This window comes from Halomonas denitrificans (assembly GCA_019800895.1).
In the GTDB taxonomy this organism is placed as follows: domain Bacteria; phylum Pseudomonadota; class Gammaproteobacteria; order Xanthomonadales; family Wenzhouxiangellaceae.
This window is the reverse complement of the sequence record JAHVKF010000002.1, coordinates 171,518-195,937: the sequence shown is the minus strand read 5'-3', so window position 1 is coordinate 195,937 and position 24,420 is coordinate 171,518. Positions and strand designations below refer to the sequence as shown.

Here is a 24,420-nt window from a genome sequence, read left to right as displayed (position 1 = left end):
GGCCGACGCGCTGCCGTTCCGCGATGCTTGCCATAATCGGGGTCGGTCCCTGATCCCGAAGCTCGTCTCTTGCCACAGATTGCACTGTTCTTCCTGCTGGTCTTCTTCGTGGCCTTCCTCGGCTTCTGGCTGCTGGGGATGGTCTACGGCGTGTTCTTCCGCCGGCCGGCGGTCTGGTTCCCGGCCCGCCTGGCCGCGACGATGGCGCTCGCGGGGATCGGCGGCGCCGTGGTCGGCGGGTTCGGCGGCATCGTGCTGTCGACCGTGGTCATGGATCGGGCCTTCGCCAGGCGCGAGGACTACCGCACGCTGCCGGTCGTGGTGGCCGGCGCGGTGATCTCCACCGTGGTCCTGGCCGGCACGCTGTTCGCGGCCTATGCGCTGGCCTGGCAGGTGTTCGACTAACGGCGTTGGGCTACAGGAACACGGCGTTGCACAGCGCACGCCAGGATTCGCTGTTGCCGATCGGCTCGACGAACAGGGCGCCGAGGTTTCCGACCGCGGCAAGCACCAGGGCCGGATGCGCACGCCGGATGCGAACCATGAGGTAGACCAGCAGGCCGAGAATCGGGAACGCCGTCCAGAACACCGTGTCGACCAGCGTCCAGTCGCCCGGACCGACGGTGACCAGCAGGCCGAAGGTCAACAGGCGGGCCAGCGCCGGCATCAGCACCCAGAACAGGGTCGAGGCCATCCAGAGGACGTGGTCGTCGAGACTGCGGATCGAGAGGGTGGCCATCAGCACCGCGACCAGGAAGCCCAGGATGGTCAGCAGGTCGACGAAGGTCACGCCGTAGAGGAAGGTTGCCGGCGCGAAGGGGCTGCTCGTGGCTTCGATCGCGTTCTCGATGTTGAACGGCAGCACGGCCAGGCCCGAGGCGACGACCATGCCGGCCAGCACCAGCGCGACGATGCCGAAGCTGCGGTGCCGCTTCAGCCGGCCGCGCGTCGCCAACCAGGGTTGCACCACCAGCAGGCCCATCCATAGGGTGGCCGACAGGCCGTGCAGGTGCTGGAACCAGGTCGCGTCGCGAAGGTTCAGGAAGTAGGTCGGGGCGAAGCCCACGAGCGTGATGGCCAGCCCGGTGGCGAGCCAGAGGTGCAGGTTGCGGTAGACCTGGATTCCGCGCGGTGCAGCATGTTCCGCGACCGGAGTCCCGGCCAGTTCGGACGGCAGGCTCATGGTGAATCTTCCCTCGAAGGACAGGCGGCCCGCCTCCCGCGGGCCGCCGTCATCATGCGCCAGTCGCCGTTCGATTTCCAGCCGGGTCCGGTCTATTCCGACTCGCGCACGCCGATCAACTGTCGCGCCTTGAGCGTCGGTGCACGGCTGGTCTCCGTATTGGCCAGCACGACCACCACCCAGCCGGCGGGATCGACCGTGATGTCGAGATTGGCGCTGATGCCGATGAATCCGCCGGAGTGGCCGTACAGGGCGCGGCCCGGGTGGATGCCGAAGCCGTAGCCGTAGTCCGGGGAGCCGATCTCGGGCTTGCCGGTCGTCAGCGTCTCGGCCATGGCCGGCGAAACCAGTGTCCCATCGGTGAGCGCGTTCGCGAAGCGGAAGAGGTCGCCGACCGTGGAGTAGCAGCCGCCGGCCGGGCCGCCGCGAACGACGTGGTCGAACACGTTGTTGACGACCTCGGCCCCGTCCCGGCTCCAGCGCTCGGCGTAGCCGACGGCCAGGTTGTCGTTGACGCGGTCCAGTTCGAAGCAGCCGGATCGATCCATGCCGGCCGGGTCCAGGACATGGTGCTGAATGTAATCGAAGTAGTTTTCTCCGCTGACGACCTCGATCACCTTGCCCAGCACCATCATGCCGGTATTGGAGTACTGCCAGTCCGTACCGGGCTCGAAGGCGGGGGCCTGGCCGGCCGACAGGGCGAGGAAGTCGTCGACGGTACGCAGGGTCTTGCGCGCGGTGCGGTCGTAGTCCTCGGTGAAGTAGCTACCCAGGCCGGAGGTGTGGGTGAGCAGGTGCTCGATGCGGATCTCCGATGCCGCTTCGGCACTCGGATAGTCGATGAACTTCGACAGGGGATCATCGAAGGCCAGCTTGCCGGCTTCGACCAGTTGCCCAATGGCGACCGCGGTCCAGGTCTTGTTCATGGAGCCGAGGTTGAAGCGGGTATGAACGGTATTCGGCGCGTCGAAGTCGCGGTTGGCCAGGCCCCAGGCCGCCTGGCCGAGGACGGTGCCGTCGTGTGCGATCAACACTGCGCCGGAGAACAGGTCCCGCTCGGCCAGCTCTCCGACATAGGCCAGCCAGCGCTCGGCAACCTCGCGTTCGGACAGGGGCCGTTCGATCGCGGGCATCGGGGCGCGCCCGACCATCATCCGCTCGACGCGATGCGGTTCCTCGGCCTCGACCTGAACGCCGAGCATCCAGCGCTCTCCGGTCGCTGCCTGCTTCGTGATCACGTCGATCCTCTCCGGCCGGCTTTCGAGCACTTCGACGACCTGCATGCCGCCGCGGCGATGCCAGTCCATGAAGCTCGCGATTCGCCGGTCGATCGGCAGGAAGCCCGCGTACTCGTCGGTGTAATGCCTTCCCACGTAGTCGGCCACTCGATCGGGCGTCGCATTGGCCATCAGGCCGATCAGTTCGTTCAGGCGCTGGGCGGCCGGCGTGTCGGGCAGGTCGGCGGCATGGGCCAGCGAACCGGCGAACGACAGGCAGACGAAGGCAAAGACAACCCGTGTGTTGTGAAGAATGCGCATGGCAGTGTGCTCGAGGTGAGGGCTCCAGTGCACAGGACGCGTGAGCAAGGGAAAGGGTCGCAACGAATTGCGGACAGCAATCCACGGCCAAGGTCGCGGCACCGAGGCGTGCGCTCCGCGAGCCGGTTCGGACTCCTGCCGCCGAGGTGCATCGCCGATGCGTGGTCGGACCTCGGGGTCCGCCTTGTCCGTCGTATCGCGCCGGGCTATGCTTGATCCCGCATTCATGATCGCGTCTGTACGGTCGTACCGTCACGATCGTTTCTCGACGGTAACGAGCAAGCAGACCGCTCTCGAGGATCGGGCCAGGCGAACGATCGTGAGTGAAGCGCCGCGTCGGCCTGTCATGCCGCCGTCACCGGTGCCGGCATACCGGACCGCGTGACAGCGTATCGTGGCAGGGCGCCGACTGCGTCGACGCACGATCGCGACCCACACAATCCATCGACGAATCAGGGAGACACCATGGCTGGAAAATTCGAGATCTACAAGGACAAGGCCGGCGAGTTCCGCTTTCGACTCAAGGCCGGAAACGGCCAGAACATTCTCGGCAGCGAGGGGTACGCGAAGAAGCCGAGCTGCATGAACGGCGTCGAGTCGGTCAAGAAGAACTCGCAGAACCCCGATCGCTTCGAGTGCCACCAGACGCCGTCGGGCAAGTGGACCTTCCGGCTGAAGGCGACCAATGGCCAGGTCATCGGCACGAGCCAGACCTACTCGTCCGAGTCGGGCTGCCGCAACGGCATGAAGAGCGTGGCCACGTCGTCGGCCGGCGCCACGATCGACGACCAGACGGCCTGACCGTCTGTTGCGCCGGGACCGCGTTCCCGTCCGACGGGCGCGGTTCTCGGCGCAGTCCCACGCTTACCGCTCCGATCGCGCGCCGGCGGGCCGGAGCGATCGGCTCGCCGTTGCACCGAGCACATCTTGAGCGCCATCTCTTCCCGCTTCCTTGCCTGGACCTGCCTTGCGGTGGGTGCGCTCGGCGCGGTTCCGCTGGCCAAGAAGCTTGCCCTCGAGGCCGGTGGCACGCCGGTCGCGGTCGCCGTGCTCACCACGGGCGTCGCGGCCGGCCTGGTGCTCGCCTGGGTGATCGCTCGTGGCCACGGCGGGCGCCTGCTGGACCTCGATCGGCGGTCCGCATTGGCGGTCCTCGCCGTCGGTGCGCTCGGGTCGGGCGCGGTTCCGCTGATGGGCCTGCTTGCGATGACGGCGACCAGCGCATCCAATCGCGCGCTGTTCCAGTCGGCCTACCCGGTGGCGACCGCGGCCGCGGCTTGGCTGCTCCTCGGCGAGCGGCCGTCGTGGATCACGCGCGGCTTGATCGTGCTGGTCTGTGGCGGACTGGCATTGATGAACGTCGAGGGTGGCGGCGACGGCATCGGACTGGGTTGGCCGTTCTGGCTGCTCCTCGGCACGCTGCCGTTGATCGGCCTGGCCGACGTCATCGCCAAGAAGGCGCTGGACGATCGCCGACCGGAAACGGTCGCGGCGGGTCGGGTCGTCGGCGGCTTCTGCGTGCTTCTGCTGGCGCTGCCCTGGTTCGACGCTCGACTGGTCGAAACGGTTCGACTGGCGGCGCCCACGCTGGCCGTGGCCGGTCTCGGCATGGCGATCTTCGCGATCGCTCTCTACCAGGTCTTCGACCGGACCCGGGCCTCGATCGCCGCCAGCCTGATCGCTCTTGCCCCGGTACTCACCCTGGCGGGGGAGGCATGGATGCTGGACGTGTCCCTGACCCTCCTGCAATGGTGCGGTTTCGCCGTCGTGCTTGCCGGCGTGATCGGGCTGGCGCGCCGAGCCTGACGTCGCCGGCATCGCCGGGTCCGGCGGTCCCTCAGCGATCGGAATCGACGACCCGGTTCCGCCCCGCTCGCTTGGCTTCGTAGAGCGCGAGGTCGGCGCGATGGAGCAGGCCGGGCAGCGCGTCGGCACCCTTCGGGATCGCCGACACGATGCCGGCGCTGATCGTCACCCCCGAGGTGCCGAGCGCCTCGGGCGTACGTCGCTGGATCTCGGTGCGAAGGTTGTCGGCGATCCGCTTCGTTGCATCGGCGTCGGCACCCGGCAGCAGGCAGACGAACTCCTCTCCGCCGAAGCGTGCGACGCGATCACCGCTACGCACGCCTTCGCGCAGCAGCTGCGCGACGACCTGCAGCGCGCTGTCGCCGGCCAGGTGGCCGTGCCGATCGTTGTAGGGTTTGAAACCGTCGATGTCGAGAAGCGCGACGCCGACGGGCGCGCCACGCCGGGCGGCGTCCTCGAGGATCTCGAAGGCATCGGCGGTCAGACTGCGGCGATTGGCGAGGCCGGTGAGCGGATCGCGATAGGAAAGTTCGGTCAGCCGGGTATTCAGCGCGTTCAGTTCGGCGGTCCGCTTGTCGACCTGGCGCTGCAGCTGGTCCTGTCGGTGACGAAGGCTCCGGTTGTAGGCCATCACCCCGATCGCGGCCAGCGCAACGATCAGCAGCGCCGCAGCCGATCGGACGACGGTCCGCTGCCACCAAAGCGGCTCGACGGCCACCGTGAGCTCCAGCGGCTTCGCCTCGACGTCGGCAAAGTCCCGGGCCTGGACGACGAGCCGGTGTTCGCCCGGCGGGAGTCGGCCGAACCGGCGGCCGGCCTCGCTCGTCCATTCCAGGGGTGCCGGATCGTAGCCGACCAGCTCGCTGCGATAGCGACTTTCGGATTCGCGACGGTTGGTGCGCTGGACGTAGTCGACGCTCAGGCGGCGGGTGCCGGCGGGCACGCGGATCCGATCGGCGCCGCGGAGGGCGACCGCGGTGCCGTCGGCGCTCGCGCCGGTGAGGACCAGCGGATGCCGTTGCACGGCGCCGATCCGAACCGCGAGCGCCGGATCGAACACGCCGAGACCGGCGAGGGTGCCGACCCAGTAGCGATCGAACGCATCGACGGCCTGGGACCCCGTGTTGCATTCGTCATGGACCAATCCGTCCGACCGGCGGAAGACCCGTTCCGCGTAGCGTCCGCTGGTGGTCGGCATCAACAGCTGGACGCCGTTGTTGGTGCAGACGTAGATGCGCCCTGCCGAATCCTGCAACACGCTGTAGACCGTCGGGTCGGGCGGCGGCGGAATCGCGTTGTCTTCGATCCGGACCATCGTGGCCGGGTCGTCGACCGCGAAGCGCACCACGCCCTGCCGCAAGCTGGAGGCCCAGAGCTCGAGACCTCCGTCGTGCCGGACCAGCTCGAGATCGCGATAGCCGCCGTCCGCCGCCTCGACCGACGCGGCCAGGAAGTCCAGTGACCGGCCATCCCAACGGGCGATTCCGCGATCGCTGGCCATCCAGAGAAACGTGCTGCCGTCGTCGGTGACCTGCTCGGTCAGGCCCCACAGGTTGACCGGCGGCCGGGGTGACGCGACCTGCTTCCACCGGTCGTTTCGCCATCGCCACAGACCGCCGCCCCGGGTCCCGAACCAGGCCTCGGGGCCCTCCGGTCCCTGGCGAACCAGCGCCGAGATGGCCGGCGTTCCGGCATCCAGGAACGGCGCGTCGAGGGCGACGAAGCGGTCGTCGGGCAGGATTTCGATCAGCGCTCCGGCGTCGGTCGAGATCAGCATCCGGTCGGGCGCGGACGGGTCGAGGTCGAGTTGGAACAGCGCGGTGATCCCGCGCAGCAGGCCTTTGCCGGTCGCCGCGGGCCAGCGGGTCTCGCCCTCCGCCGACAGCCTCACCAGGCCGTCGCGGGCGCTGCCGAACCAGACCCGTTGTCGGCCGCGGTCATCGGCGTCGAGCAGCACCCCGAAGATGCCGTTGTCGGCCTCGCCCAGGCGGGACACCACCTGCCAGGGGCTCGGCTGGAGGTGCGTGCGAACGACCCCACCCTCGGTCGCCATCCAGAGCACCGGGCTGCCGTCCTGGTCGGGCTGCAGCGTGACCGATCGCACGGCGTTGGAGGGGAGGCCGTCGGACCGTCCGTGCACCTGGAGCGCGTCGCCGGTCAGCTGCAGCAGCCCGGCGCGGGAGGCGATCCACAGCGTGCGTCGACCGTTCGCGTCCCGGGTCGGCACGGCGGAATAGATCGCCTCGGTCGGCAGCGATCCGTCCGCCGCCCGCCAGCGGTCGATTCCGCCCTCGGTCAGCCTCGCGATGCCCGATCCGTAGGTCAGGACCCAGAGCTCCTCGCGTCCCCGGTCGTCGCTCCGGACCAGGTCGGTGAACAGGGCCAGGTCGAGGCCGAACTCGTCGGTCGGATGCCGACGCCAGTCCGCGCCTTCTTCGTCGGCCGGACGCCAGAGCAGGCGGCCCGGCGCCACGGCCAGCCACTCGCGCGGTTCGCCGAACAGCGTTTCCGTTCGGGCAATGCCGATCGCCCGGCCCGGCGGGCCGGGAATGCGGCCCGGGTCGAGGCGCCATTCGCCACCGACCCAACGCAGGACGCGGTCGTTCTGGCCGACATAGTGGACGGTCTGTCCATCCGGCCGGCGATACGAGGAAAAACCGTAGTGATAGCCCTCGATGCCGCTCAGGGCCCAGCGATGACCATCGAAGCTGGCCAGGCCCTCGCGTTCGAAGATGGCCCACAAGGTGCCGTCGGGCGTCCGGGCCAGGTCGCGAACCAGGCTGCGCGCTGCATCGAACTCCGCGTCGTGCCATCGGTAGCCGTCGAACCACGCCAGCGCCGAGGCCGACCCGGCCCAGGCGAATCCGTCCGCATCGAAGCCGACGGTGCTCCAGATCTCCTCGGACAGGCCGTCCTTGCCGGTGAAGCTTTCGAACGACGGCGGCGAGATGTCGGTGACGTCGAGCGGCGCGGTCGGCGAAGGGTCGGTGCGCGCGTTCGCCGGCCCTGGACCGAGGGCCAGCACCAGCAGCACGCAAACGAGGCGCGCCGTCGGCAGGACGCCGATCGGGGCGATGGGCGGAGCAGTGGTCGGGCGCGAGGCCGCGCGACGGGGACCCAAGGAATCGGCACCTCGAGGACGGTCTGCCCACAGTCTACGACGGGGCGCCTTCGAGATGCGATGCCGGGCGCCGCTGACGGTGCCCGGCGGTTCGAAACGCGGTCAGGGCCGCGTCTGGCCCGATCCCCGCACGAGGTATTTGAAGGTCGTGAGCTGCTCCAGGCCGACCGGGCCGCGCGCGTGCAGCCGGCCGGTGGCGATGCCGATCTCGGCACCGAAGCCGAACTCGCCGCCGTCGGCGAACTGGGTCGAGGCATTGTGCATGACGATCGCCGAGTCCACCCGGGCCAGGAACGCTTCGGCCACCGCGCCGTCGCCGGCCAGGATGCCGTCCGTATGCCGTGAACCGTGGCGCTGGATATGGTCCATGGCCGCGGCGGGGTCATCGACCACGGCGATCGCCAGCACCTTGTCCAGGTACTCCGTGTCCCAGTCCTCGGCCCTGGCTTCAAAGATGCGCGAGTCGGCGGCACGGGCACGATCGTCGCCCCGCACTTCACAGTCGCGATCGGCCAGGGCATCGACCAACCGGGGCAGGTGCTCGACCGCGCCGGCGTCGACCAGCAGGGTCTCCAGCGCGCCGCAGATGCCCGGTCGCCGCAGCTTGGCGTTCGCGATCACGTCGATCGCCATGGTCGGGTCGGCCGATCCGTGCCAGTACAGGTGGTTGTTGCCGTCGAGGTGAGCGAACACCGGAACGCGGGCGTCGCTCTGGACACGCTCGACCAGACCCTTGCCGCCACGCGGAACGATCACGTCGACGTATTCGTGCGCCTGGAGCAGGGCGCCGACCAGCGCACGATCCTGGTCCGGCACCATCTGGACTGCCGCGGCCGGCAGCGCCGAGGCCTCGAGCGCATCGGCCAGCACGCGGTAGATGGCCCGGTTGCTGTGAACGGCTTCGCTGCCCCCGCGCAGGATGACCGCATTGCCGGACTTCACGCACAGGGCAGCGGCATCGGCGGTCACGTTCGGCCGGCTCTCGTAGATGACGCCGATGACGCCGATCGGCACCGCGACGCGAGCGATGTCCAGCCCGTTCGAAGGCTGCCAGCGGGCCAGTTCACGGCCGACCGGATCGTTCAGCTCGGCGACCGATTCGAGTCCTGCGGCGATTGCTTCGACGCGATCCCCGTCCAGCGTGAGCCGGTCCAGCATCGCACCGCCGAGGCCGCGCTGCTTCGCGGCCTCGAGATCGCGCGCGTTGGCTTCGAGCAGCTCGGCCACCTGTTCTCGAATGGACGCCGCGGCCGAGCGAAGTGCTTCGTCGCGGGCTTCGCGGCTCGAGCCGGCGAGCTGTCGCGCGGCGTCGCGCGCAGCCGGGCCCATGCGGTGAATGATGTCTTCGGGAGACGGAGTGGTTTCTGTTGCCATTGAATTCATTCCTGGGATTCGTCCAGTTGATAGAGCACGAGGTCGTCGCGGTGGACGACCGCGCCGCGGCCGGCGTAGCCGAGGATCGACTCGATCCGATCACTGTGCTCGCCGCGGATGGTTTCGATCTCGTCCGAGGAGTAGCCGCTCAGGCCCTGGCCGACCAGGCCGGCGGGCCCTTCGATTCGGATCGGGGCGCCGCGGTCGAACTCGCCTTCGTGCCGGATGATTCCGCTGGCCAGCAGGCTGGCGCCGTCTTCCAGCGCGGCCACGGCACCCGCGTCGACATGCAGGGCGCCGTCATGCAGCTGCAGGCCGCGGAGCCATTGCTTCCGCTGCACCAGCGGTCGTTCGGCGGCGTGGAACCAGGTGCCCGCGCGGTCGTTCGCCACGGGCTCGAACGGGTCGCCCTCGCCGTGACCGCTGCACAGGAGGACCGGGCAGCCCGCTGCGGTTGCGATCCGCGCCGCGGAAATCTTCGACACCATGCCGCCGGTACCGAAGCCCGTCGTCGAGGCGGCACCGGCCAGCTCCTCGATCGAGGCATCGATGACGGGCACCTCGGGAATCCGGCGCGCCGCTTCGCACGTGCGCGGATCGGCGTCGTAGAGGCCGTCGACATCGCTGAGCAGTACCAGCAGTTCGGCATCGACCAGCTGAGCCGTGCGTGCCGCCAGCCGGTCGTTGTCACCGAAGCGGATCTCACCGGTTGCCACCGTGTCGTTCTCGTTGACGATCGGCACGATGCCGCGCTCGAGCAGCGTCTCGAGCGTGTCGCGGGCATTCAGGTAGCGTTTCCGGTCTTCCAGGTCGCCCAGCGTGAGCAGCACCTGGGCGGCCTTGCGGCCCGATTTCGCCCAGGCGGTCCTCCAGGTGTGCGCGAGGTCGATCTGGCCGATCGCGGCGGCGGCCTGGGCTTCGGCCAGCGAGCCGGGTCGTCCGTCCAGGCCGAGCGCCTCGCGTCCGAGGCCGATCGTGCCCGAGGACACGATGACCACCGGACCGGGGCGACGGGCCAGCTGTTCGACCAGCCCGGTCATCCAGGACTGGCGGGCTCGTCCGTCGTCGTCGATCAGGATCGACGAACCGATCTTGACCACCAGCGTACCGGAGCCATTCTTGATGAGCTCGTGATTCATGGTGTTGGAAGGGGTACTGCGTACAGCAGGAATGCGGCCAACCGTAAGGCATTGAGGGGCGGGTCCGGTTTTTCAAGGGCGGGCGGCGAGATCGGGCCGGGCCCGGTCTCCGGACCGATGGACCCGGGCCCGTCGTCGGTGGCTTCGGGTGCGCCGCGGCCTCAGCTGGCGGCGAACAGCACCAGGTCGTCGCGATGCACGATCGGGCCGCGTCCCGCATGGCCGAGGAGACGGGCGAACTCCCTGCTCTGCCGGCCCCGGATGCGCTCGAGGTCGCTCGACGCGTAGGCCGTCAGGCCCTGGGCGATCACCGTAGCGCCGGTGGTGACCCGGACCAGCGCGCCGCGCTCGAAGCGGCCCTCGACCGAGACCAGCCCGCTGGCCAGCAGGCTTGCACCGCGCGCCAGCGCCTCGGCGGCGCCGGTATCGATGAGCAAGGTCCCGGCGTGATTCTGCAGACCGCGCAGCCACTGCTTGCGCCGGTTCAGTGGCCGGTCGACCGGGTGGAACCAGGTCCCTGCACGGCCGGTTTCGACCTCGCCGAACGGATCGTCGGTCCGGCCCAGCGTCAGCAGTACGGGACATCCCGCCTCGGTCGCGATTCGCGCCGCGGCCAGCTTGGTCACCATGCCCCCGGTACCGAAGCCGGTGGAGCCCGCCGGCCCGGCCAGCGTCTCGATGCGGTCGTCGATCCGGTCGACCTCGATGATGCGACGCGCCTCCGGGGTGGTGCGGGGATCGGCGTCGAACAGCCCGGCCACGTCGCTGAGCAGGACCAGCAGGTCCGCACCGACCAGCTGCGCGGTCCGGGCGGCCAGCCGGTCGTTGTCGCCGAAGCGGATTTCGGAAGTGGCCACCGTGTCGTTCTCGTTGACGATCGGAACCACGCCCCGGGCCAGCAGGGTTTCGAGCGTGTCGCGCGCATTGAGGAAGCGCCCCCGGTCCTCGAGATCGCCGAGCGTGAGCAGCACCTGGGCGGCGGTCCGGCCCCACTGCTCCCAGGCCTCGCGCCATCGGCGGGCGAGTTCGATCTGCCCGACGGCCGCGGCGGCCTGCGCCTCGGCGAGCGAGCCGGGGCGACCCTCGATGCCCAACGCGACCCGGCCCAGGCCGATCGCGCCGGAGGAGACGATCACGACGGGCCCCGTCCGGGCTGCAAGGCGCTCGGTCAATGCGCCCATCCACCGCTCCCGGACACGGCCGCGTTCGTCGATCAGCGTCGACGAACCAACCTTGACGACGAGCGTCCCGCCACCGTTCAGGAGGCCTGTATCCATCCCTCGGAGTCTACGGCACGGGATGCCGGGATCGACCGTGCGCGCGCCGGCCCGTCAGCCGCTGCAGCGAGCGACCAGCGGCTCGAGCTCGGAACGCTCGGGGGGCGTCAGGCCCGTCGCCTCGATCGCGGCGATCGAACGGCAGCCCTCTTCTGCAGAATCGTTCTCGAATGCGATGCGGGCGTGCAGGGCCAGGCTGAGCACGTCCCGTCGACGTTCGAGCATCTCCCGCGCCAGGACCAGGGCCCGCTCGGGCTGGCCGCGCTCGAGGAAGAAGTCGACGGCGTGGTCGCCGAAGGTCAGCGAGTGGCGTTGAAGGAGGCGGTTCCACTCCCGTTCGGCGCGGGCGTCGAGCTGATCGGCGAGCTCGCCGTGGCCGGCATCCCGCTCGAGGTCGGCGAGGGCGCCGATGAACTCGGGCTGGCCGGTCTGCGCGATGACCTTGCGGTAGCGCTTCCGGGCCGAACTGATGTCCCCCAGTCGTCGCTCGCATTCGGCCAGGTGCTCGACGGCGAGATAATAGTCCGGCAGTCGATCGACGGCGGCGGCGAAGAAGCGGCTTGCGTTCGTGCAGTCTCCGGATCTCAGCAGCGCGATGCCCTGCTGGGTGTGCAGCCAGGCCAGCGGGTACGGGTTGCTGTCGTCGTACATCTGCTGGGCACGCAGGAACAGGACGCTGGCCGTATCGAGGCGGCCGTTCAGCATGGCGAGGTTGCCGCGCAGCACCGTGCGGTAGAAATCGTCAGTCGGCTGCAGGATCGCGTCGAACTCGCTCCGGATCGCGGCATAGTTGCCCGTCGCCAGCGCGATCTGCAGCTGCAGACCGTCCGACGGGCGATCGCCGTGCTCGAGATCGCTTCGTGCATCATCGAAGCGGTGCATTCCGGCCAGGATGTGCGCCCGCACCCGGCGGGCCCGTCCATCGTCGGGATCGACTTCGAGACGCTGGTTGCCGATCGCCAGTGCGCGGTCGAGGTCATCGACGCGCCCGATCACCTTGAAGCGGTGGAAATGAAGTGCGGCCAGCGTTGCCGAGGCCGGTCCGCCGGGATCCGCGGCATGGCGGGCGGTCAGCGAATCGATGCGCGCATCCAGGTTGGCGCGGTACACCTCGCCCGAGGTGGTTGGCTGCTGGCGAACCGTCGAGGGGTAGGCCGGGTGCGCCGCTTCGCCGGACGCCTCGACGACGGCCCGCGCCTCGGGGCTGGCCTTGGCGCCGTCGGCATGGAGCAGGAACGAAGCGGGAACAGCGCCGAGGATCAAGAGGGCCAGCGCGGCGTAGAGACGTTTCGATAAGGCAGATTGCATGGTCCATCTCCTGGAGACGAAGGGAAAGCGCGCCGGCGGCACCGGCGCGCGAAGTTGGGCGTGGGCAAACCTTACGAGCCGGGTTCGCCGAGGAACGGGAAGTCATTGCGGATCGGGCTGCTGAAGCCGACGTTGTCGCTGACGCCCGGTCCGACCGTGGCGCCCAGCGTGTCGTCGATGACGTCGCGCGACAGCGTCCGGCCGCCGCACTGGCCGGCCACGCCGAGTTCGACCGCGAGGTAGGCGTCGCAGGCCGGCACCGAGACATCGATGACCAGGCGGTCGTCGACGAGAACGCCCGCGAGGTCGGCGGCTGGCAGCAAGGCGTTGCCGGTTTCACCGTCCAGCGTATCCAGGGCTTCGAGATTGGCCTGGATTTCGCCGGTGAACTGGCCCCAGTCCATCGGATCGTGGGTGCTGTTGTAGACATCGGTCAGTCCCGTGTCCTGGAGCAGGTCGATCAGCGCCGTGTTGATCGCCGGCCGGCCCATCCGGTCGATGGCTCCGCCGGTCAGCAGTGCACAGTCCTGGTCCTTGATCGACGTCAGGCGGGTCAGCTCGATCGTGCCGATCGCGTTGAAGCCGCTGGCGTTGGTCGAGTACTCGAGCTCGCCGGCGGAGCAGGAGTCGAAGCGCAGCGTCAACGTTCCCCAGGGCCGGACGTCGGGCTGGCCGCCACCGAACAGGGGCGGGAACGCGCCGTTGGCGGTGATGAATGCCTCGAACGTCGACGCATTCCCGTCGATCTCGCCGACGCCGTAGACCCAGGCCTGATTGCCTTCGTTGTCGTAGACGTTCCAGATCGCATAGAGGCGATCGGCGGCCGAGGGCGAAGTGCCTTCGAGCACCTGCACGGTCACCCCGTGACCGCTGTTTTCCGGCTGGAACCAGGAGCCGCTGAAGCCGGACTGGATGCCGGTGCCGGCGGTGCGGGTGGTGGTCGAGAAGACCTTCAGAACGGGCGCCTCGCCCGCAGCGGAGACCCGGTCGGATTCGATGCCGACTACGATCGCCAGCGTGCCGAGGTCGGCGAAGAAGTCGTCGCCCGGCATCGTGAACTGCGGCATCAACGTGTCGACCGTCTCCATGTAGGCGACGAGATCGAAGAAGAAGGGGTCGTCGAAGCGCCCGGCGTGCACGCGCATTCCGGTGCCGCCGTGGGTCTGGTTGATCGGGCCGGCTGCAGCCAGTCCGTCAGGGCCGGTGCAGGCCACGCGCGCTCCGTTGCCGGAGAAGGTGCAGGTGAGCTCGATCGAGCCCATGCCGTTGTCGATGTGGAAGCTGTATTCGACCGCGTCCGAGAAACGGGCGCCCACGCCGGCGGCCGGGACGACGGTCTGGGCCAGGATCAGCTCATCGGCGTCGTTCGGGTTGATGAAGGCGAACAGGTCGTTGATGTCGGCGGCCGGATCGTTGCGGACCAGCGGCGAATCGAGGTGGTCGGCCGCCGAGGCGGCGTTCGGCAAGGCGAGGGCGGCCGCCAGGCCGAACGCGGCACCGAGCTTGAGGATGGGATGGTTCATTAGATGGTGCTCCGTGTTGGGAGAGGCGCCCCGAATGCGGGGCGTTCACGAAGCCTTACGAAGCGGGTGCGGATCTGGATGCACCCGGGACATATTTTTTTCCTACAGTTCGAGCACCTGTCCGCTGAACAGCACCGGACCGGTCGGCTGGCCGGTGGGTGAACCGCCCAGCGGTTCGAGCGACACGGCCAGCGTGGTGCCGGGCGCCAGCAGCGTCTCCAGCTCCGTCGGCAATTCGAACGCGCTCGAGCGCTGCGGATCGATCAGGCCGACGGAGCGCGGCGACTCGCCCGGCGGAATCAGCCACAGCTGGTAGGAACGGTCGTCCAGCGCGGCCAGCTCGCGGACCGGTCGAGCGGCGAGATCGCCGCGTTCGGCGGTCATCACCCAGCCGGCCCGGGCATCTTCGTCGCTGAGCACGAGGACGAGCGTACGCGGCGTTTCGCCGGTCGGCACGGTCACCTGGTCGGACACCGGATCGCCGGTCGGAACCCGGTCCGTATCGGGGCGGGGCAGCACGAGAACGGCGACCAGGAGCGTGGCCAGGGATGCCGTCGCCGCGCGCCACAGGCCAAGGCGGTTCCAGAGCCCGACTCGGGGCCCGGTCGGTGCGTTGTCGAGCAGGCCGGTGCGGGCCAGGATTCGTGTCCACGACGCCGCGGACGGCACCTCGTCGGGGAGCTCGGCGTACAACGCGAGCAGGCGCTCGTGCCACGCCCGGGCTTCGGCGCACAGGTCCGCGTCGTCGCGCATCATCGCCTCGAAGCGCCGGCGTGCGCCGCCGCGCAAGGTGCCGAGGGCGTATTCGGCGGCGATCCGGCTTCGGGTTTCGGCGTCAAGCTTCATCGGCGCCTCCATTGCCGTCCACGGTGCCCTCCAGGCAACGCTTCAGTCGTGCCATGCCGCGGCGGATGCGTGCCTTTACCGTTCCCAGCGGCGCGGCCAGTCGAGCTGCCAGGTCGCCGTGGGTCAGGCCTTCGAGAAAGGCAAGGCGGATGCACGAGCGCTGGACCTCGGGAAGCGCGGTCAGGCACTCGGTCAAGGCGCTGCGGCTGGCCGCGCGGTCGGCGGCGGCCAGCGGGCTCGGTGCCCCGGCGGTCAACTCGTCGGGGTCGTGCGCCGAGGGTGCGTCGCGACGATGCTTGCGCAACCAGTCGATACCCTCGTTTCGCGCCATCGTCGCCAGCCACGCCATGCCGTCGCCGCGCCGGGCGTCGAAACGATCCGATCGATTCCAGACCTTGACGAACACGTTCTGAAGTACGTCTTCGGCGCTGGCGCGATCGCGCACGAGCCGGAGGACGATGGCGAGTATACGACCGGCGGTAGCGCCGTAAAGGGCCTCGAACGCCCCGCGGTCGCGCGCGGCAATCCGGTGCAGCAGGCCCTCGATGTCGCCGTCCCGTTCGGATCGTGATGGTGGAATCGTCAAATACCAGGCCCGCGATTTCGTCGGGGGAGCGTAACGCGGTCGTTCGAGCGAGGGGTGAAGGCAGGTGCTAGAGTCCTGCGCTACGTCGAGCCGAAGGAATTCTCCGATGACCGTTGCCGTGTACTGCCTGATCGCCGCCGCGCTGATGATCGTTCTGACCAAGGTTCCGCTCGCATGGGCGATGTCGAAGGAGGGACGCGGCTACGACAATCGCAACCCGCGCCAGCAGCAGGCGCGCCTGACGGGCTTCGGTGCCCGCGCACTGGCCTCGCACCAGAACATGATCGAGGCCTTCCCGGTGTTCGCCGCCGGCGTGCTCCTGGCCCTGCTGTCCGGGGCGACGGGTTCGTGGTTGACCGGCCTGGCGCTGGCCTTCGTCATCGCCCGCGTGGTCTACACGGCCTGCTATCTCGCCGATCTCCACGCGCTGCGCAGCATCGCGTGGGTGGTCGGGTTCGGTGCATCGGTCGGCCTGATGGTGCTGGCGCTGTTCTAGCTTCGAAGCGTGGCCAGGTCCTTGTACAGGCTCTCCGCATCCGGGTAGCGCTCGTCGGGGTCTCGCGCCAGGCAGCGCAGGATGATGGCGTCCAGCTCCGGAGGGATCGAGGGCCAGTGGTGCGACGGCGGGATCGGGTCCATGTCCAGACGGGCGGCCGCGGCCTGCATCGAGTTGGTGCCCTTGAACGGCATGCCGCCGGTGAACAGCTCCTCGAACACCACGCCCAGCGCGTAGATGTCGGACCGCACGCTCGGCGGCTTCCCGGTCAGCTGCTCGGGCGAAAGATACTCGGGCGTGCCCGTCACCAGGTCGTAGTCCTGCGGATCGATGGCAGCCCGGTTCTGCTGGGCGATGCCGAAGTCCATGAGCTTGGCGTTGCCGCGCGGCTCGAGGATGATGTTGCCCGGCTTGATGTCGCGATGCAGGACGCCGACCTCGTGCACCGCCTCCAGGCCCGCGCAGAGCTGGCGAGCGATCCGTAGCGCGGCGCCGTAGGGCAAGCGGCCCCGGCGTGAAAGCAGTTCGCGCAGGGTCAGGCCGTCGACGTATTCCATGGAGATGAACGGCGCATCCTCGGCCATGCCGAAGTCATAGGTCCGCAGCACGTTGGGGTGGGTGATCCGTCGGGCCAGCTTCAGCTCGCCCTTGAGCTGCTCCAGGCGCTCGTCGGTCACCGAACCCGACTTGAGCATCTTGATCGCGACCACTTCGTCGAGATCGCGGTCTTCCGCCCGGTAGACCACGCCCATCGCCCCGCTGCCGATCTCCGAGAGCAGTCGGTAGCGTCGGCCGAGCTTGCGTTCGACGCCGGCCCGGTTGAATGCGGCGGGCGTGTTCGGCTGCGTGTCCTGGATCGGCGTGTCGTTGTCGATGTTCTCGAAGTCGACCGTCGGAGCGTCCGTGTCGACGCGCGAACTGCGGGTCGAATCGATATCGCGGTGCGGCGCGTGCCGCACCATGTCGACCATGTAATCCTCCATGTCCTGCTTCTCGCGCAGGGTGCTCAGCAGGCTGGAAAAGGCACGCGACAAGCGGCCGATTTCGTCACGGCTGCCCGTGTCGACGTCGCGGCGGTAGTCGCCGTCGGCCGCGGCTTCGGCCGCTGCGGTCAGGCGTCGGACGGGTCGCAGGATTCGCTGCGCGATCAGGTAGGACAGGAGCAGGGCAAGGGCGATGGCGACCAGGCCGGTGATCAGCACGAGCAGCGGGATTTCCTGGTACGCGGCCAGCTCCTGGTCGAGCGAGGTCAGCGCGACTGCCGAGCCGTAGTCCTCGCCCTCGTCGTCGCGCAGCGGCGCACGCTGCAGGATCCAGCGGTCGCCGCCGATCTCGATCTCCAGGCCGTCTTCGGAACCGGCCTCGGCCCGGGACAGTTCGGCGACCAGGCGATCGGTCGATGCCACGTCGAGGGTCGTGGCCAGGACGCGGGGCGGATTGCCGTCGACGAGGTAGGCCACGTCGGCGCCGCTGATCCGCTTGACGTCGTTGGCCAGCTCGTCGTCGATCGCGATCCCGGCGACGAGGAACCCGACCACGGTCCGGGCGCGGGCGATCGGCAGCACGGTGGCCTGGTACAGCGCCTGGTCGCCGGACCACAGCCCGATGGCGGGAGCCAGGGAACGGCGGGCACGTTCGACCAGCGGGTTGTCGGCGACGTTCTGGCCGGCCACGGCAGCGCGATCGGTCCGGGCGAGAATGCCGCCCTCGACGTCGAGCACCATCGCGACGTCGAGATCGAACTCGTTGCGCGACTGCTGCAGCAGGTCGCCGACGGAGCGTGCCGCCAGCTCGGCGTCGGGCGACGAGATCGCCTCGCCGACGTAGCTGCCGAAGTAGGGGTCCGACGCGATCAGTTCGGCGATCAGTTCGAGCTGCCGGGCGCGAAGCTCGCGGAAGTAGCGCTGTACCGACTGGCTGCTGGCCAGCGAGCTGCGCACTTCGTCGGTGGCGATGTCGCGGACCAGCCACACGTTGACCAGCATCGCGCCGCCGACGGCCAGGGCCAGCACCAGGCCGAAGGCGAGGAACAGCCGTGCGCCCAGCGAGAGTCCTCGCGCGGAATCAGCGGTAGGGGTCACGATCCCTCCGCTGGTAGGACTGGCCGCTCTTGTCGAGGTGGGCCGGTATCTGCGGCCGGACGATTCGGAGCTCGATCGCGACCGGGTCGATCGGACCGTCCTCGATGGCCATCGACCACGCTTCTGCCTGGCGGTGCCAGACGTGCAGCACGCCGGGTCCCGGGGGAAGGTCGGTCAGCTCGAAGCGGCCGTCGTCGGACGCGCGGACGAACCACGGGGAGTCCAGCACCAGGACGTGGGCATGCATGTCGTGGTGCACGTTGCAGTACACGTTCACCGCGCCGGTGGCGTCCATCGTTGTGGCCGGCTCGGAGCCGGGTCCGTAGACGCCGAGGTCGAAGGCGTTGCCCGGCGACACGGAGAACACGTTGTGCAGGATCGGGTCGCGGTTGGGGAAGCGCAATTCGCTGCCTCTCGGCACGGCGAGCACCAGCGGCCGGAACTGCTTGTCTTCGGTCGCGATCTCGAAGCTCGAGTCCGGCGTGGACGGCGCATCGGCGGGCATCCGGTCGGGTACGAAGTAAACGACGGTCTCCGAAACCACGGCATCGCCATCGGACAGCGCGATGCGGCCCTGGAGGGCGCGACGTGCGTCGGCCGCGGTCGGTGGCTCGACCGGCGGCGTCGTAATCGGCGCAGTCGCGTCGGTTTCCGGGGCGCTCGTCGCATCGTCCGTCGGGTCGGCTGTCGGTGCCGGCTCGGGAGCCGGGTCGCGCTCGGGCGCCGGTGTACGTTCGGGCTGCGCGGCGGGTTCGGGCTCGGGGGTCGGCTCCGGCTCGGGGGTCGGTTGGGGCTCGGGGGTCGGTTCGGGCTCGGGGGTCGGCTGTGGCGAAGATTCCGTCGGCGTCGAAGGAACGGGCGGCGCGGCGGTCGGCGCTGTCGCCGGTGCCGGCTCGGGCGCCGGCTCCGGAACGGGTTCGCGCATCGCACACCCGGAGATGGCGATCACCCCGACGAGAAGCGCACAGGTCGCGGTCGGTCGGGGCGTACGCGGCCGGGAACGCCGCGTCGGACGATCCGCTGTCCGGGCGCTCATATGCGCCACCGCAGGGTCACGAGAAACTCGTCGTTGCTGCCGTCCCCGGACGCGGTCTCGAATTCGTTGTCGGCGTATTCGGCGGTCAGGTCCAGCCCCGGCAGGACCTGCAGGCGAACGCCGATGTCCCACTTGCGCCAGTCCCAGTTGCCGCTGGGAAAAGGCGTGATCTCGGGATTGGCGAAATCGTTGTCCAGGCGCGAGTAGCGGATCGCCGGCTGGACATGCGAGAACAGCTGGCGCCCGTCCCAGGCCCAGACCAGCGGCAGCTCGATACGCCACGCGGCTTCGAGCTCGAGGCCGCGGCGTCCCAGCGACGCGGCTTCCTGGTCGACGAACTGGCCGAACATGGAGATGTCGCCGATGTAGGCACGAGCGTTGATGCCCCATTCGTTCTTGTCGTCGCCGGCCAGGCCGGGATACGGAAAGGCGTTGCCCGGACCGCGCAGGAAGTCGAGGTCCGCGCCGTAGAAGGTGCCTTCGAGGGAAACCGAGTCCTCCAGCTCGCGCTGGTAGGCAAAGGCCATCACGTCGAAGGCGCGTTGGCCGGTCTCGTCGGCCCAGCGGTAGCCCGCGGCCAGGCCGTACTCCGGGCCCGTGCCCGTATCCAGCCCCTCGATCTCGGCGTCGTAGAAGATCGGGATGCCGCTGTTCAGGTTCGGTTCGGGATTCGGCACCAGGAACGCGTCGGTGCCGTTGTCGCCGGCCAGCGCGTTGGGATCGCGGAAGAACAGCGGATTGCCCTGCGTGATCGAGGCCTTAAGGTAGAGGTTTCGCCCGATGTCCAGGCCGCCGGCGATGCCGATGTCCTCGAAGCGATTGAAGGCGGTCGAGACCAGGCCGTAACTCTCGAGGTGGCGGTCGTCCTGGCGCTCGAACTTCGCGAACTTGCCGACGCGGACGAAGCCCGACGGTTCGGCGGGCACCACGGCCGGAGGCGCGTCCGACCCCCACTGCAGCCAGAGTTCGTCGATATCCACCCGGCGGTCGCCGGACGTCGGATTGCGGTCGTAGCGATCGAAGAAATCGACCTTGGCGCGGCCGACGAAGGAATCCCCGTAGCGAAGATCGGTGATCAGGCTCAGTACCGAGACCTCGAAGTGTCCGCCCGGCTCCACCGTGCGCAACGATCCCTCCGTTTCGCCCGGGGGCAACATCGTCGGCGTGAAGGGGAAATTGACCGGGAAGCGGTTGTCGTCGCTGTCGCGGTAGTGCGCCTTGACTTCGAAGTCGAGGTCGGCCTGCCAGCCGCCGTCGTTCTGGCCGACGGCCGGACCGGCCGCGCCGAACAGTGCAAGTCCGCCGGCGGCGGAAGCTTTCAGGATCGGGTTCACGGTTCTGCCCCTTGCTCGATTGTGTACCGTGGCTACTGTAACGGACTCCGTGTCACACGGCCATCCACACCGGCGACGCCTCACCGCGGCCATCGAGACGAGCGGAAGCGTGACGCCCGTCACGCGTTCTTGCGTCCGGATCGTGGATCGGAATAGACTGCGCCTACCGAATCGATCGATGCCGTCAATGCACGCCGGGAGCCTGGATTCGAAGTGCCGAAGCGGTGAATGGGTCGGAATCATGAGGGGGGCGGCAAAAGCGAACTTCCGCCCGGAACCGCATCACAAAGGGAGTCGAATCTCGATGAAGAACCGCGATCGCGCCGCGTCCGGCGCACGTCAACCCGTCGGATCCGCCGACGACGCTCGAAAGCACGGCACCGAGCCACTCGCTGCGCCATCGCGTCGGGGCGGGTTCACCGCCGCGGCCTGTTCGGTCGCGCTGGCCGCCGGGCTTGGCACCTCGCCACTGGCCGCGCAGTCCGGCACGACGATCGATCAGTCGCTGTGCATCGTGCTCGGCATGATCGGCATCGATCGGCCGGAATGCTCCTTCGATCCCGACCCGGTCATCGGACGGGAGGTTGCCGTGCCGCGCAACCTGGAAGACGGCGAGGAGTTCATGCTCCCGCTCGAGATGGTGATCGCCCACGGCGGCCTGCTGTTCGACGCGGTCTTCACGGCGCAGGAGGGCGGCGGACGGCCCGGTCTGACCGGCACCGGTGCGCCGCTGGCCGACCCCGATTCGCCGCTGCACTTCCCGCGCAACATGAACCGCATTTCGGCCCCGGATGCCGGGTCCTGCGGCGCGTGCCACAACATCCCGCGCTCGGGCGGCGGCGGCGATTTCGTCACCAACGTGTTCGTCCTCGGCCAGCGCTTCGACTTCGCGACCTTCAATGCGCTCGATGAGGGCGAGACCGGGTTCTCGACCCGCGGCGCCTTCGACGAACGCGGCGATGCGGTCGGTCTCGACACGATCGCGAACTCGCGCGCCACGCTGGGCATGTTCGGCTCGGGCTATATCGAGATGCTGGCCCGCCAGATGACCGCGGACCTGCAGGCCATCCGCGACGACATCCCGGCCGGCGGATCGGCCGACCTGATCAGCAAGGGCGTCTCGTTCGGCACGCTGGCTCGCGCAGCCGACGGCAGCTGGGACACCTCCGGCGTCGAGGGGTTGGTGCCGCCGAGCGTGGCCTCGGCCGGCCCGGATTCGCCGCCCAACCTGATCATCCGTCCCTTCCACCAGGCGTCTGCGGTGGTTTCCCTGCGCCAGTTCACCAACAACGCGATGAATCACCACCACGGGATGCAGGCCGCCGAGCGCTTCGGAGAAGGCGACCACGACGGCGACGGATTCGACAACAACCTGAGCGTCGCCGACATCACGGCGACCGCGGCCTGGCAGGCCCAGCTCGCGGTCCCCGGTCGCGTGATCCCGCGCCATCCGGCGATCGAAGCCGCCGTGTCGAACGGCGAGCAGGTCTTCATGGACATCGGCTGCGGCGGCTGCCATGTGCCGGCGCTGCCGCTGACCGACGGCGGCTGGAACTTCGTCGAACCGAATCCGTACAACCCCGACGGCAACCTGCAGCCGGGTGATGCGCCCGACTGGGTCATGGATCTCAACGACCCGCGCCTGGATCCGCCGCGCCTGGCGGTCGACCCGCAGACCGACTCGACCTGGGTGCCCGCATTCACCGACATGAAGGTGCACGACATCACCTCCGGGCCCGACGACCCCAATTGCGAGACGCTGAACATGCATTTCCCCGGCGGGTCCGACGAGTTCCACGGCGGCAACTGCGAGTTCCTGACCAAGCGCCTCTGGGGCGCGGCCAACGAGCCGCCGTACTTCCACCACGGCCTCTATTCGACCATGCGCCAGGCGATCAATGCGCACCGCGGGGAAGCCATGGATGCCTACACCGCCTGGGCCGCGCTGGACGACTACGACAAGGACTCGGTGATCGAGATGCTCAAGACCCTGCAGGTGCTGCCGGAGGGCACGACCTCGCGGGTCGTCGATGAGCACGGAAACCCGCGGTCCTGGGATTCGGCCTTCGACTGAATCGGCGCTGATCGACCGGCGCCGAGTGCGGCCTGTCGATTGCAAGGCACGACGCCCCGGCCCGCCGGAGCGTCGTGCCTTGCGGTCCGGCGTCTTGCCACGCCCGCGTGCGGCCTGCGGGTCCACATGCATCGCAGCAACGGCGGCGGCATTCGGTAGACTGCGGCCATGAATCGACGCACCAAGATCGTGGCCACGCTGGGCCCCGCCACCGACGATCCGCAAGCCCTCGAAGCGCTGATCCGCGCCGGCTGCGACGTGGTCCGGATCAATTTCTCGCACGGCGACGCGGAGACCCACGGCCGCCGCATCCGGATGGTTCGCGCCGCGGCGCGCGAACTGGATACGGACGTCGCCGTCCTGGCCGACCTGGCCGGGCCGAAGATCCGGATCGACCGGTTCCGGGACGGCTCGGTCGAGCTGGAAAAGGGCCAGTCGTTCACCCTGATCGCCGAGGACCCGCCCCCGCCGGGCGACGAAACCGGGGTCGGCGTGGTCTATCTGGGGCTGCCCGGCGATGTCGAGCCGGGCTCGGAGCTGCTGCTCGACGACGGGCTGATCGCGATGCGCGTCGTCGGCGTCGAGGACACGCGAATCCACTGCGAGGTGCAGACCGCCGGGCGGCTCTACGACCGCAAGGGGCTGAACCTGCGCGGCGGCGGCCTGTCGCTGCCCGGCGTGTCCGAGGCCGACGAAGCCGACATCCGCCGTGCCGCCGACTGGCAGGTCGACTACCTGGCCGTGTCCTTCCCGCGGTCGGCCGAGGACATCGAGCAGGCCCGGACCCTGCTGCGCCGCGCCGGCGGCGAAGCGCACATCGTCTCGAAGATCGAGCGCACGGAGGCGATCGAAAACCTCGACGCGGTGATCGAGGCCTCGGACGCGGTGCTGGTCGCCCGCGGCGATCTCGGCGTGGAGATCGGCGAGGCCGAACTGCCGGGTCTGCAGAAGCGGATCATCGCCTGCTCGCTCGAGCACAACCGCCCGGTGATCACCGCCACGCAGATGATGCAGTCGATGGTCGAGAGCCCCGTACCGACCCGCGCCGAGGTGCTGGACGTGGCCAATGCCGTGATCGACGGCACCGATGCGGTGATGCTGTCGGCCGAGACCGCGGTCGGCCGCCACCCGGCGCGCGTGATCGAAGCCATGGCCAGGATCTGCGAGGGGGCCGAGCGCCACGTCCAGGCCATGCTCCCCCAGCGGCGCCTGAACGTGAAGCCCGAGCGCACGGACCAGGCGATCGCGATGGCGGCCAGCATCCTGGCCGCGAACGTTCCCGTGCGGGCGCTGGTCGCGCTGACCGAGTCCGGCTCGACCGCGCGCTGGCTGAGCCGGGTGCGCTCGCCGGTGCCGATCATCGCGCTGTCGCCGAACCGCGCCAGCCTGCGAAGGATGCGCCTCTACCAGCACGTCCAGCCGCTGTTCTTCGCTTCGGAGGAGTCCGAGGGCGCGGTCGCCGGCCGCGAGGCCGTCGAGCACGTGTTGCGGGCCGGCCTGATCGATCCCGGCGACCGCGTGATCCTGACCCTGGGCGACGAGATGGGCCTGGAGGGCGGGACCAACACGATGAAGATCGTGACCGCCGGAGAGGTCGGCGACGACGGCGAGGTCCAGGGCGAGTTCGAGAATCTCTGAACGGCGTTGGCAGGATTCTCTTGCCGTTGGCGCATCTCCTGGGTGGAGGCCGGTCGGTCC

The 24,420-nt window shown here is 69.2% G+C and carries 19 protein-coding genes; 6 read left to right on the top strand and 13 right to left on the bottom strand.

Going from position 1 to position 24,420, the window contains the following annotated elements; genetic code table 11:
* Positions 1 to 69: 69 nt before the first annotated feature.
* Positions 70 to 405, top strand: a complete 336-nt coding sequence (locus tag KUV67_05040) for a hypothetical protein (protein MBY6204234.1) — start codon at positions 70 to 72, stop codon at positions 403 to 405.
* A 10-nt stretch (positions 406 to 415) separates the two neighbouring features.
* On the opposite strand, the gene KUV67_05035 is transcribed toward KUV67_05040, so the two are convergent.
* Positions 416 to 1,183: a hypothetical protein gene (locus KUV67_05035; protein MBY6204233.1), complete on the bottom strand. Its 768-nt coding sequence runs from the start codon at positions 1,181 to 1,183 to the stop codon at positions 416 to 418.
* A 92-nt stretch (positions 1,184 to 1,275) separates the two neighbouring features.
* Positions 1,276 to 2,721 (bottom strand): beta-lactamase family protein, encoded by a 1,446-nt coding sequence (locus tag KUV67_05030; GenBank protein MBY6204232.1) that lies wholly within the window; start codon positions 2,719 to 2,721, stop codon positions 1,276 to 1,278.
* Between the two features lie 465 nt (positions 2,722 to 3,186).
* Between KUV67_05030 and KUV67_05025 the strand changes: the two genes are divergently transcribed.
* Entirely contained in the window at positions 3,187 to 3,522 is a 336-nt protein-coding gene (locus KUV67_05025; GenBank protein MBY6204231.1) for a YegP family protein, read from the top strand.
* A 126-nt stretch (positions 3,523 to 3,648) separates the two neighbouring features.
* Positions 3,649 to 4,527, top strand: a complete 879-nt coding sequence (locus KUV67_05020; protein MBY6204230.1) for a DMT family transporter — start codon at positions 3,649 to 3,651, stop codon at positions 4,525 to 4,527.
* A 31-nt stretch (positions 4,528 to 4,558) separates the two neighbouring features.
* On the opposite strand, the gene KUV67_05015 is transcribed toward KUV67_05020, so the two are convergent.
* The 8 genes from KUV67_05015 to KUV67_04980 form a co-directional block, all read right to left on the bottom strand.
* Positions 4,559 to 7,561 (bottom strand): diguanylate cyclase, encoded by a 3,003-nt coding sequence (locus KUV67_05015; protein MBY6204229.1) that lies wholly within the window; start codon positions 7,559 to 7,561, stop codon positions 4,559 to 4,561.
* A 189-nt stretch (positions 7,562 to 7,750) separates the two neighbouring features.
* Positions 7,751 to 9,031: a glutamate-5-semialdehyde dehydrogenase gene (locus KUV67_05010; protein ID MBY6204228.1), complete on the bottom strand. Its 1,281-nt coding sequence runs from the start codon at positions 9,029 to 9,031 to the stop codon at positions 7,751 to 7,753.
* The gene (proB, locus tag KUV67_05005; GenBank protein MBY6204227.1) at positions 9,028 to 10,161 is read right to left on the bottom strand and encodes a glutamate 5-kinase; all 1,134 of its coding nucleotides are present in this window, start codon (positions 10,159 to 10,161) and stop codon (positions 9,028 to 9,030) included. The genes KUV67_05010 and proB (KUV67_05005) overlap by 4 nt, the downstream gene beginning before the upstream one ends.
* Before the next feature lie 161 nt (positions 10,162 to 10,322).
* A complete protein-coding gene (gene proB / locus KUV67_05000) occupies positions 10,323 to 11,438 on the bottom strand; it encodes a glutamate 5-kinase (GenBank protein ID MBY6204226.1) in 1,116 nt (371 codons plus the stop codon).
* A 54-nt stretch (positions 11,439 to 11,492) separates the two neighbouring features.
* Positions 11,493 to 12,746, bottom strand: a complete 1,254-nt coding sequence (locus tag KUV67_04995) for a hypothetical protein (GenBank protein MBY6204225.1) — start codon at positions 12,744 to 12,746, stop codon at positions 11,493 to 11,495.
* Between the two features lie 71 nt (positions 12,747 to 12,817).
* Positions 12,818 to 14,269, bottom strand: coding sequence for a DUF4331 domain-containing protein (locus KUV67_04990; protein MBY6204224.1), 1,452 nt, complete (start codon positions 14,267 to 14,269; stop codon positions 12,818 to 12,820).
* Positions 14,270 to 14,371: 102 nt separating this feature from the next.
* Positions 14,372 to 15,115, bottom strand: a complete 744-nt coding sequence (locus KUV67_04985; GenBank protein MBY6204223.1) for an anti-sigma factor — start codon at positions 15,113 to 15,115, stop codon at positions 14,372 to 14,374.
* Complete coding sequence (locus KUV67_04980) at positions 15,105 to 15,701, bottom strand: sigma-70 family RNA polymerase sigma factor (protein ID MBY6204222.1); 597 nt, start codon at positions 15,699 to 15,701, stop codon at positions 15,105 to 15,107. The genes KUV67_04985 and KUV67_04980 overlap by 11 nt, the downstream gene beginning before the upstream one ends.
* A 106-nt stretch (positions 15,702 to 15,807) precedes the next feature.
* Between KUV67_04980 and KUV67_04975 the strand changes: the two genes are divergently transcribed.
* Positions 15,808 to 16,197, top strand: coding sequence for an MAPEG family protein (locus tag KUV67_04975; GenBank protein ID MBY6204221.1), 390 nt, complete (start codon positions 15,808 to 15,810; stop codon positions 16,195 to 16,197).
* Here the strand turns inward: KUV67_04975 and KUV67_04970 are convergent.
* The 3 genes from KUV67_04970 to KUV67_04960 all read right to left on the bottom strand — a co-directional run bounded on the left by KUV67_04970 (position 16,194) and on the right by KUV67_04960 (position 20,648).
* On the bottom strand, positions 16,194 to 18,278 hold the full coding sequence (locus tag KUV67_04970; GenBank protein ID MBY6204220.1) for a protein kinase: 2,085 nt from the start codon (positions 18,276 to 18,278) through the stop codon (positions 16,194 to 16,196). The two genes, KUV67_04975 and KUV67_04970, sit on opposite strands and share 4 nt — an antisense overlap.
* Positions 18,262 to 19,203 carry a hypothetical protein gene (locus KUV67_04965; GenBank protein ID MBY6204219.1) on the bottom strand — a complete coding sequence of 314 codons (942 nt, stop codon included), beginning with the start codon at positions 19,201 to 19,203 and terminating at the stop codon, positions 18,262 to 18,264. The genes KUV67_04970 and KUV67_04965 overlap by 17 nt, the downstream gene beginning before the upstream one ends.
* Positions 19,204 to 19,310: 107 nt before the next feature.
* Positions 19,311 to 20,648 carry a hypothetical protein gene (locus KUV67_04960; protein MBY6204218.1) on the bottom strand — a complete coding sequence of 446 codons (1,338 nt, stop codon included), beginning with the start codon at positions 20,646 to 20,648 and terminating at the stop codon, positions 19,311 to 19,313.
* A 304-nt stretch (positions 20,649 to 20,952) separates the two neighbouring features.
* Between KUV67_04960 and KUV67_04955 the strand changes: the two genes are divergently transcribed.
* Together KUV67_04955 and pyk are read left to right on the top strand one after the other, a co-directional pair.
* Complete coding sequence (locus KUV67_04955; protein ID MBY6204217.1) at positions 20,953 to 22,722, top strand: hypothetical protein; 1,770 nt, start codon at positions 20,953 to 20,955, stop codon at positions 22,720 to 22,722.
* A gap of 168 nt (positions 22,723 to 22,890) precedes the next feature.
* A complete protein-coding gene (gene pyk / locus KUV67_04950; protein MBY6204216.1) occupies positions 22,891 to 24,360 on the top strand; it encodes a pyruvate kinase in 1,470 nt (489 codons plus the stop codon).
* Positions 24,361 to 24,420 lie beyond the last annotated feature (60 nt).

Excerpts from the sequence above, each read along its gene's own strand:
- pyk (MBY6204216.1), top strand. The coding sequence starts at position 22,891 with ATGAATCGACGCACCAAGATCGTGGCCACGCTGGGCCCCGCCACCGAC.
- KUV67_04955 (MBY6204217.1), top strand. The coding sequence starts at position 20,953 with ATGAAGAACCGCGATCGCGCCGCGTCCGGCGCACGTCAACCCGTCGGA.
- KUV67_05010 (MBY6204228.1), bottom strand. The coding sequence starts at position 9,031 with ATGAATTCAATGGCAACAGAAACCACTCCGTCTCCCGAAGACATCATT.
- proB (MBY6204226.1), bottom strand. The coding sequence starts at position 11,438 with ATGGATACAGGCCTCCTGAACGGTGGCGGGACGCTCGTCGTCAAGGTT.
- KUV67_04985 (MBY6204223.1), bottom strand. The coding sequence starts at position 15,115 with ATGAAGCTTGACGCCGAAACCCGAAGCCGGATCGCCGCCGAATACGCC.
- KUV67_04965 (MBY6204219.1), bottom strand. The coding sequence starts at position 19,203 with ATGCGCGAACCCGTTCCGGAGCCGGCGCCCGAGCCGGCACCGGCGACA.
- KUV67_05035 (MBY6204233.1), bottom strand. The coding sequence starts at position 1,183 with ATGAGCCTGCCGTCCGAACTGGCCGGGACTCCGGTCGCGGAACATGCT.
- proB (MBY6204227.1), bottom strand. The coding sequence starts at position 10,161 with ATGAATCACGAGCTCATCAAGAATGGCTCCGGTACGCTGGTGGTCAAG.
- KUV67_04990 (MBY6204224.1), bottom strand. The coding sequence starts at position 14,269 with ATGAACCATCCCATCCTCAAGCTCGGTGCCGCGTTCGGCCTGGCGGCC.
- KUV67_05025 (MBY6204231.1), top strand. The coding sequence starts at position 3,187 with ATGGCTGGAAAATTCGAGATCTACAAGGACAAGGCCGGCGAGTTCCGC.
- KUV67_05030 (MBY6204232.1), bottom strand. The coding sequence starts at position 2,721 with ATGCGCATTCTTCACAACACACGGGTTGTCTTTGCCTTCGTCTGCCTG.
- KUV67_04975 (MBY6204221.1), top strand. The coding sequence starts at position 15,808 with ATGACCGTTGCCGTGTACTGCCTGATCGCCGCCGCGCTGATGATCGTT.
- KUV67_04995 (MBY6204225.1), bottom strand. The coding sequence starts at position 12,746 with ATGCAATCTGCCTTATCGAAACGTCTCTACGCCGCGCTGGCCCTCTTG.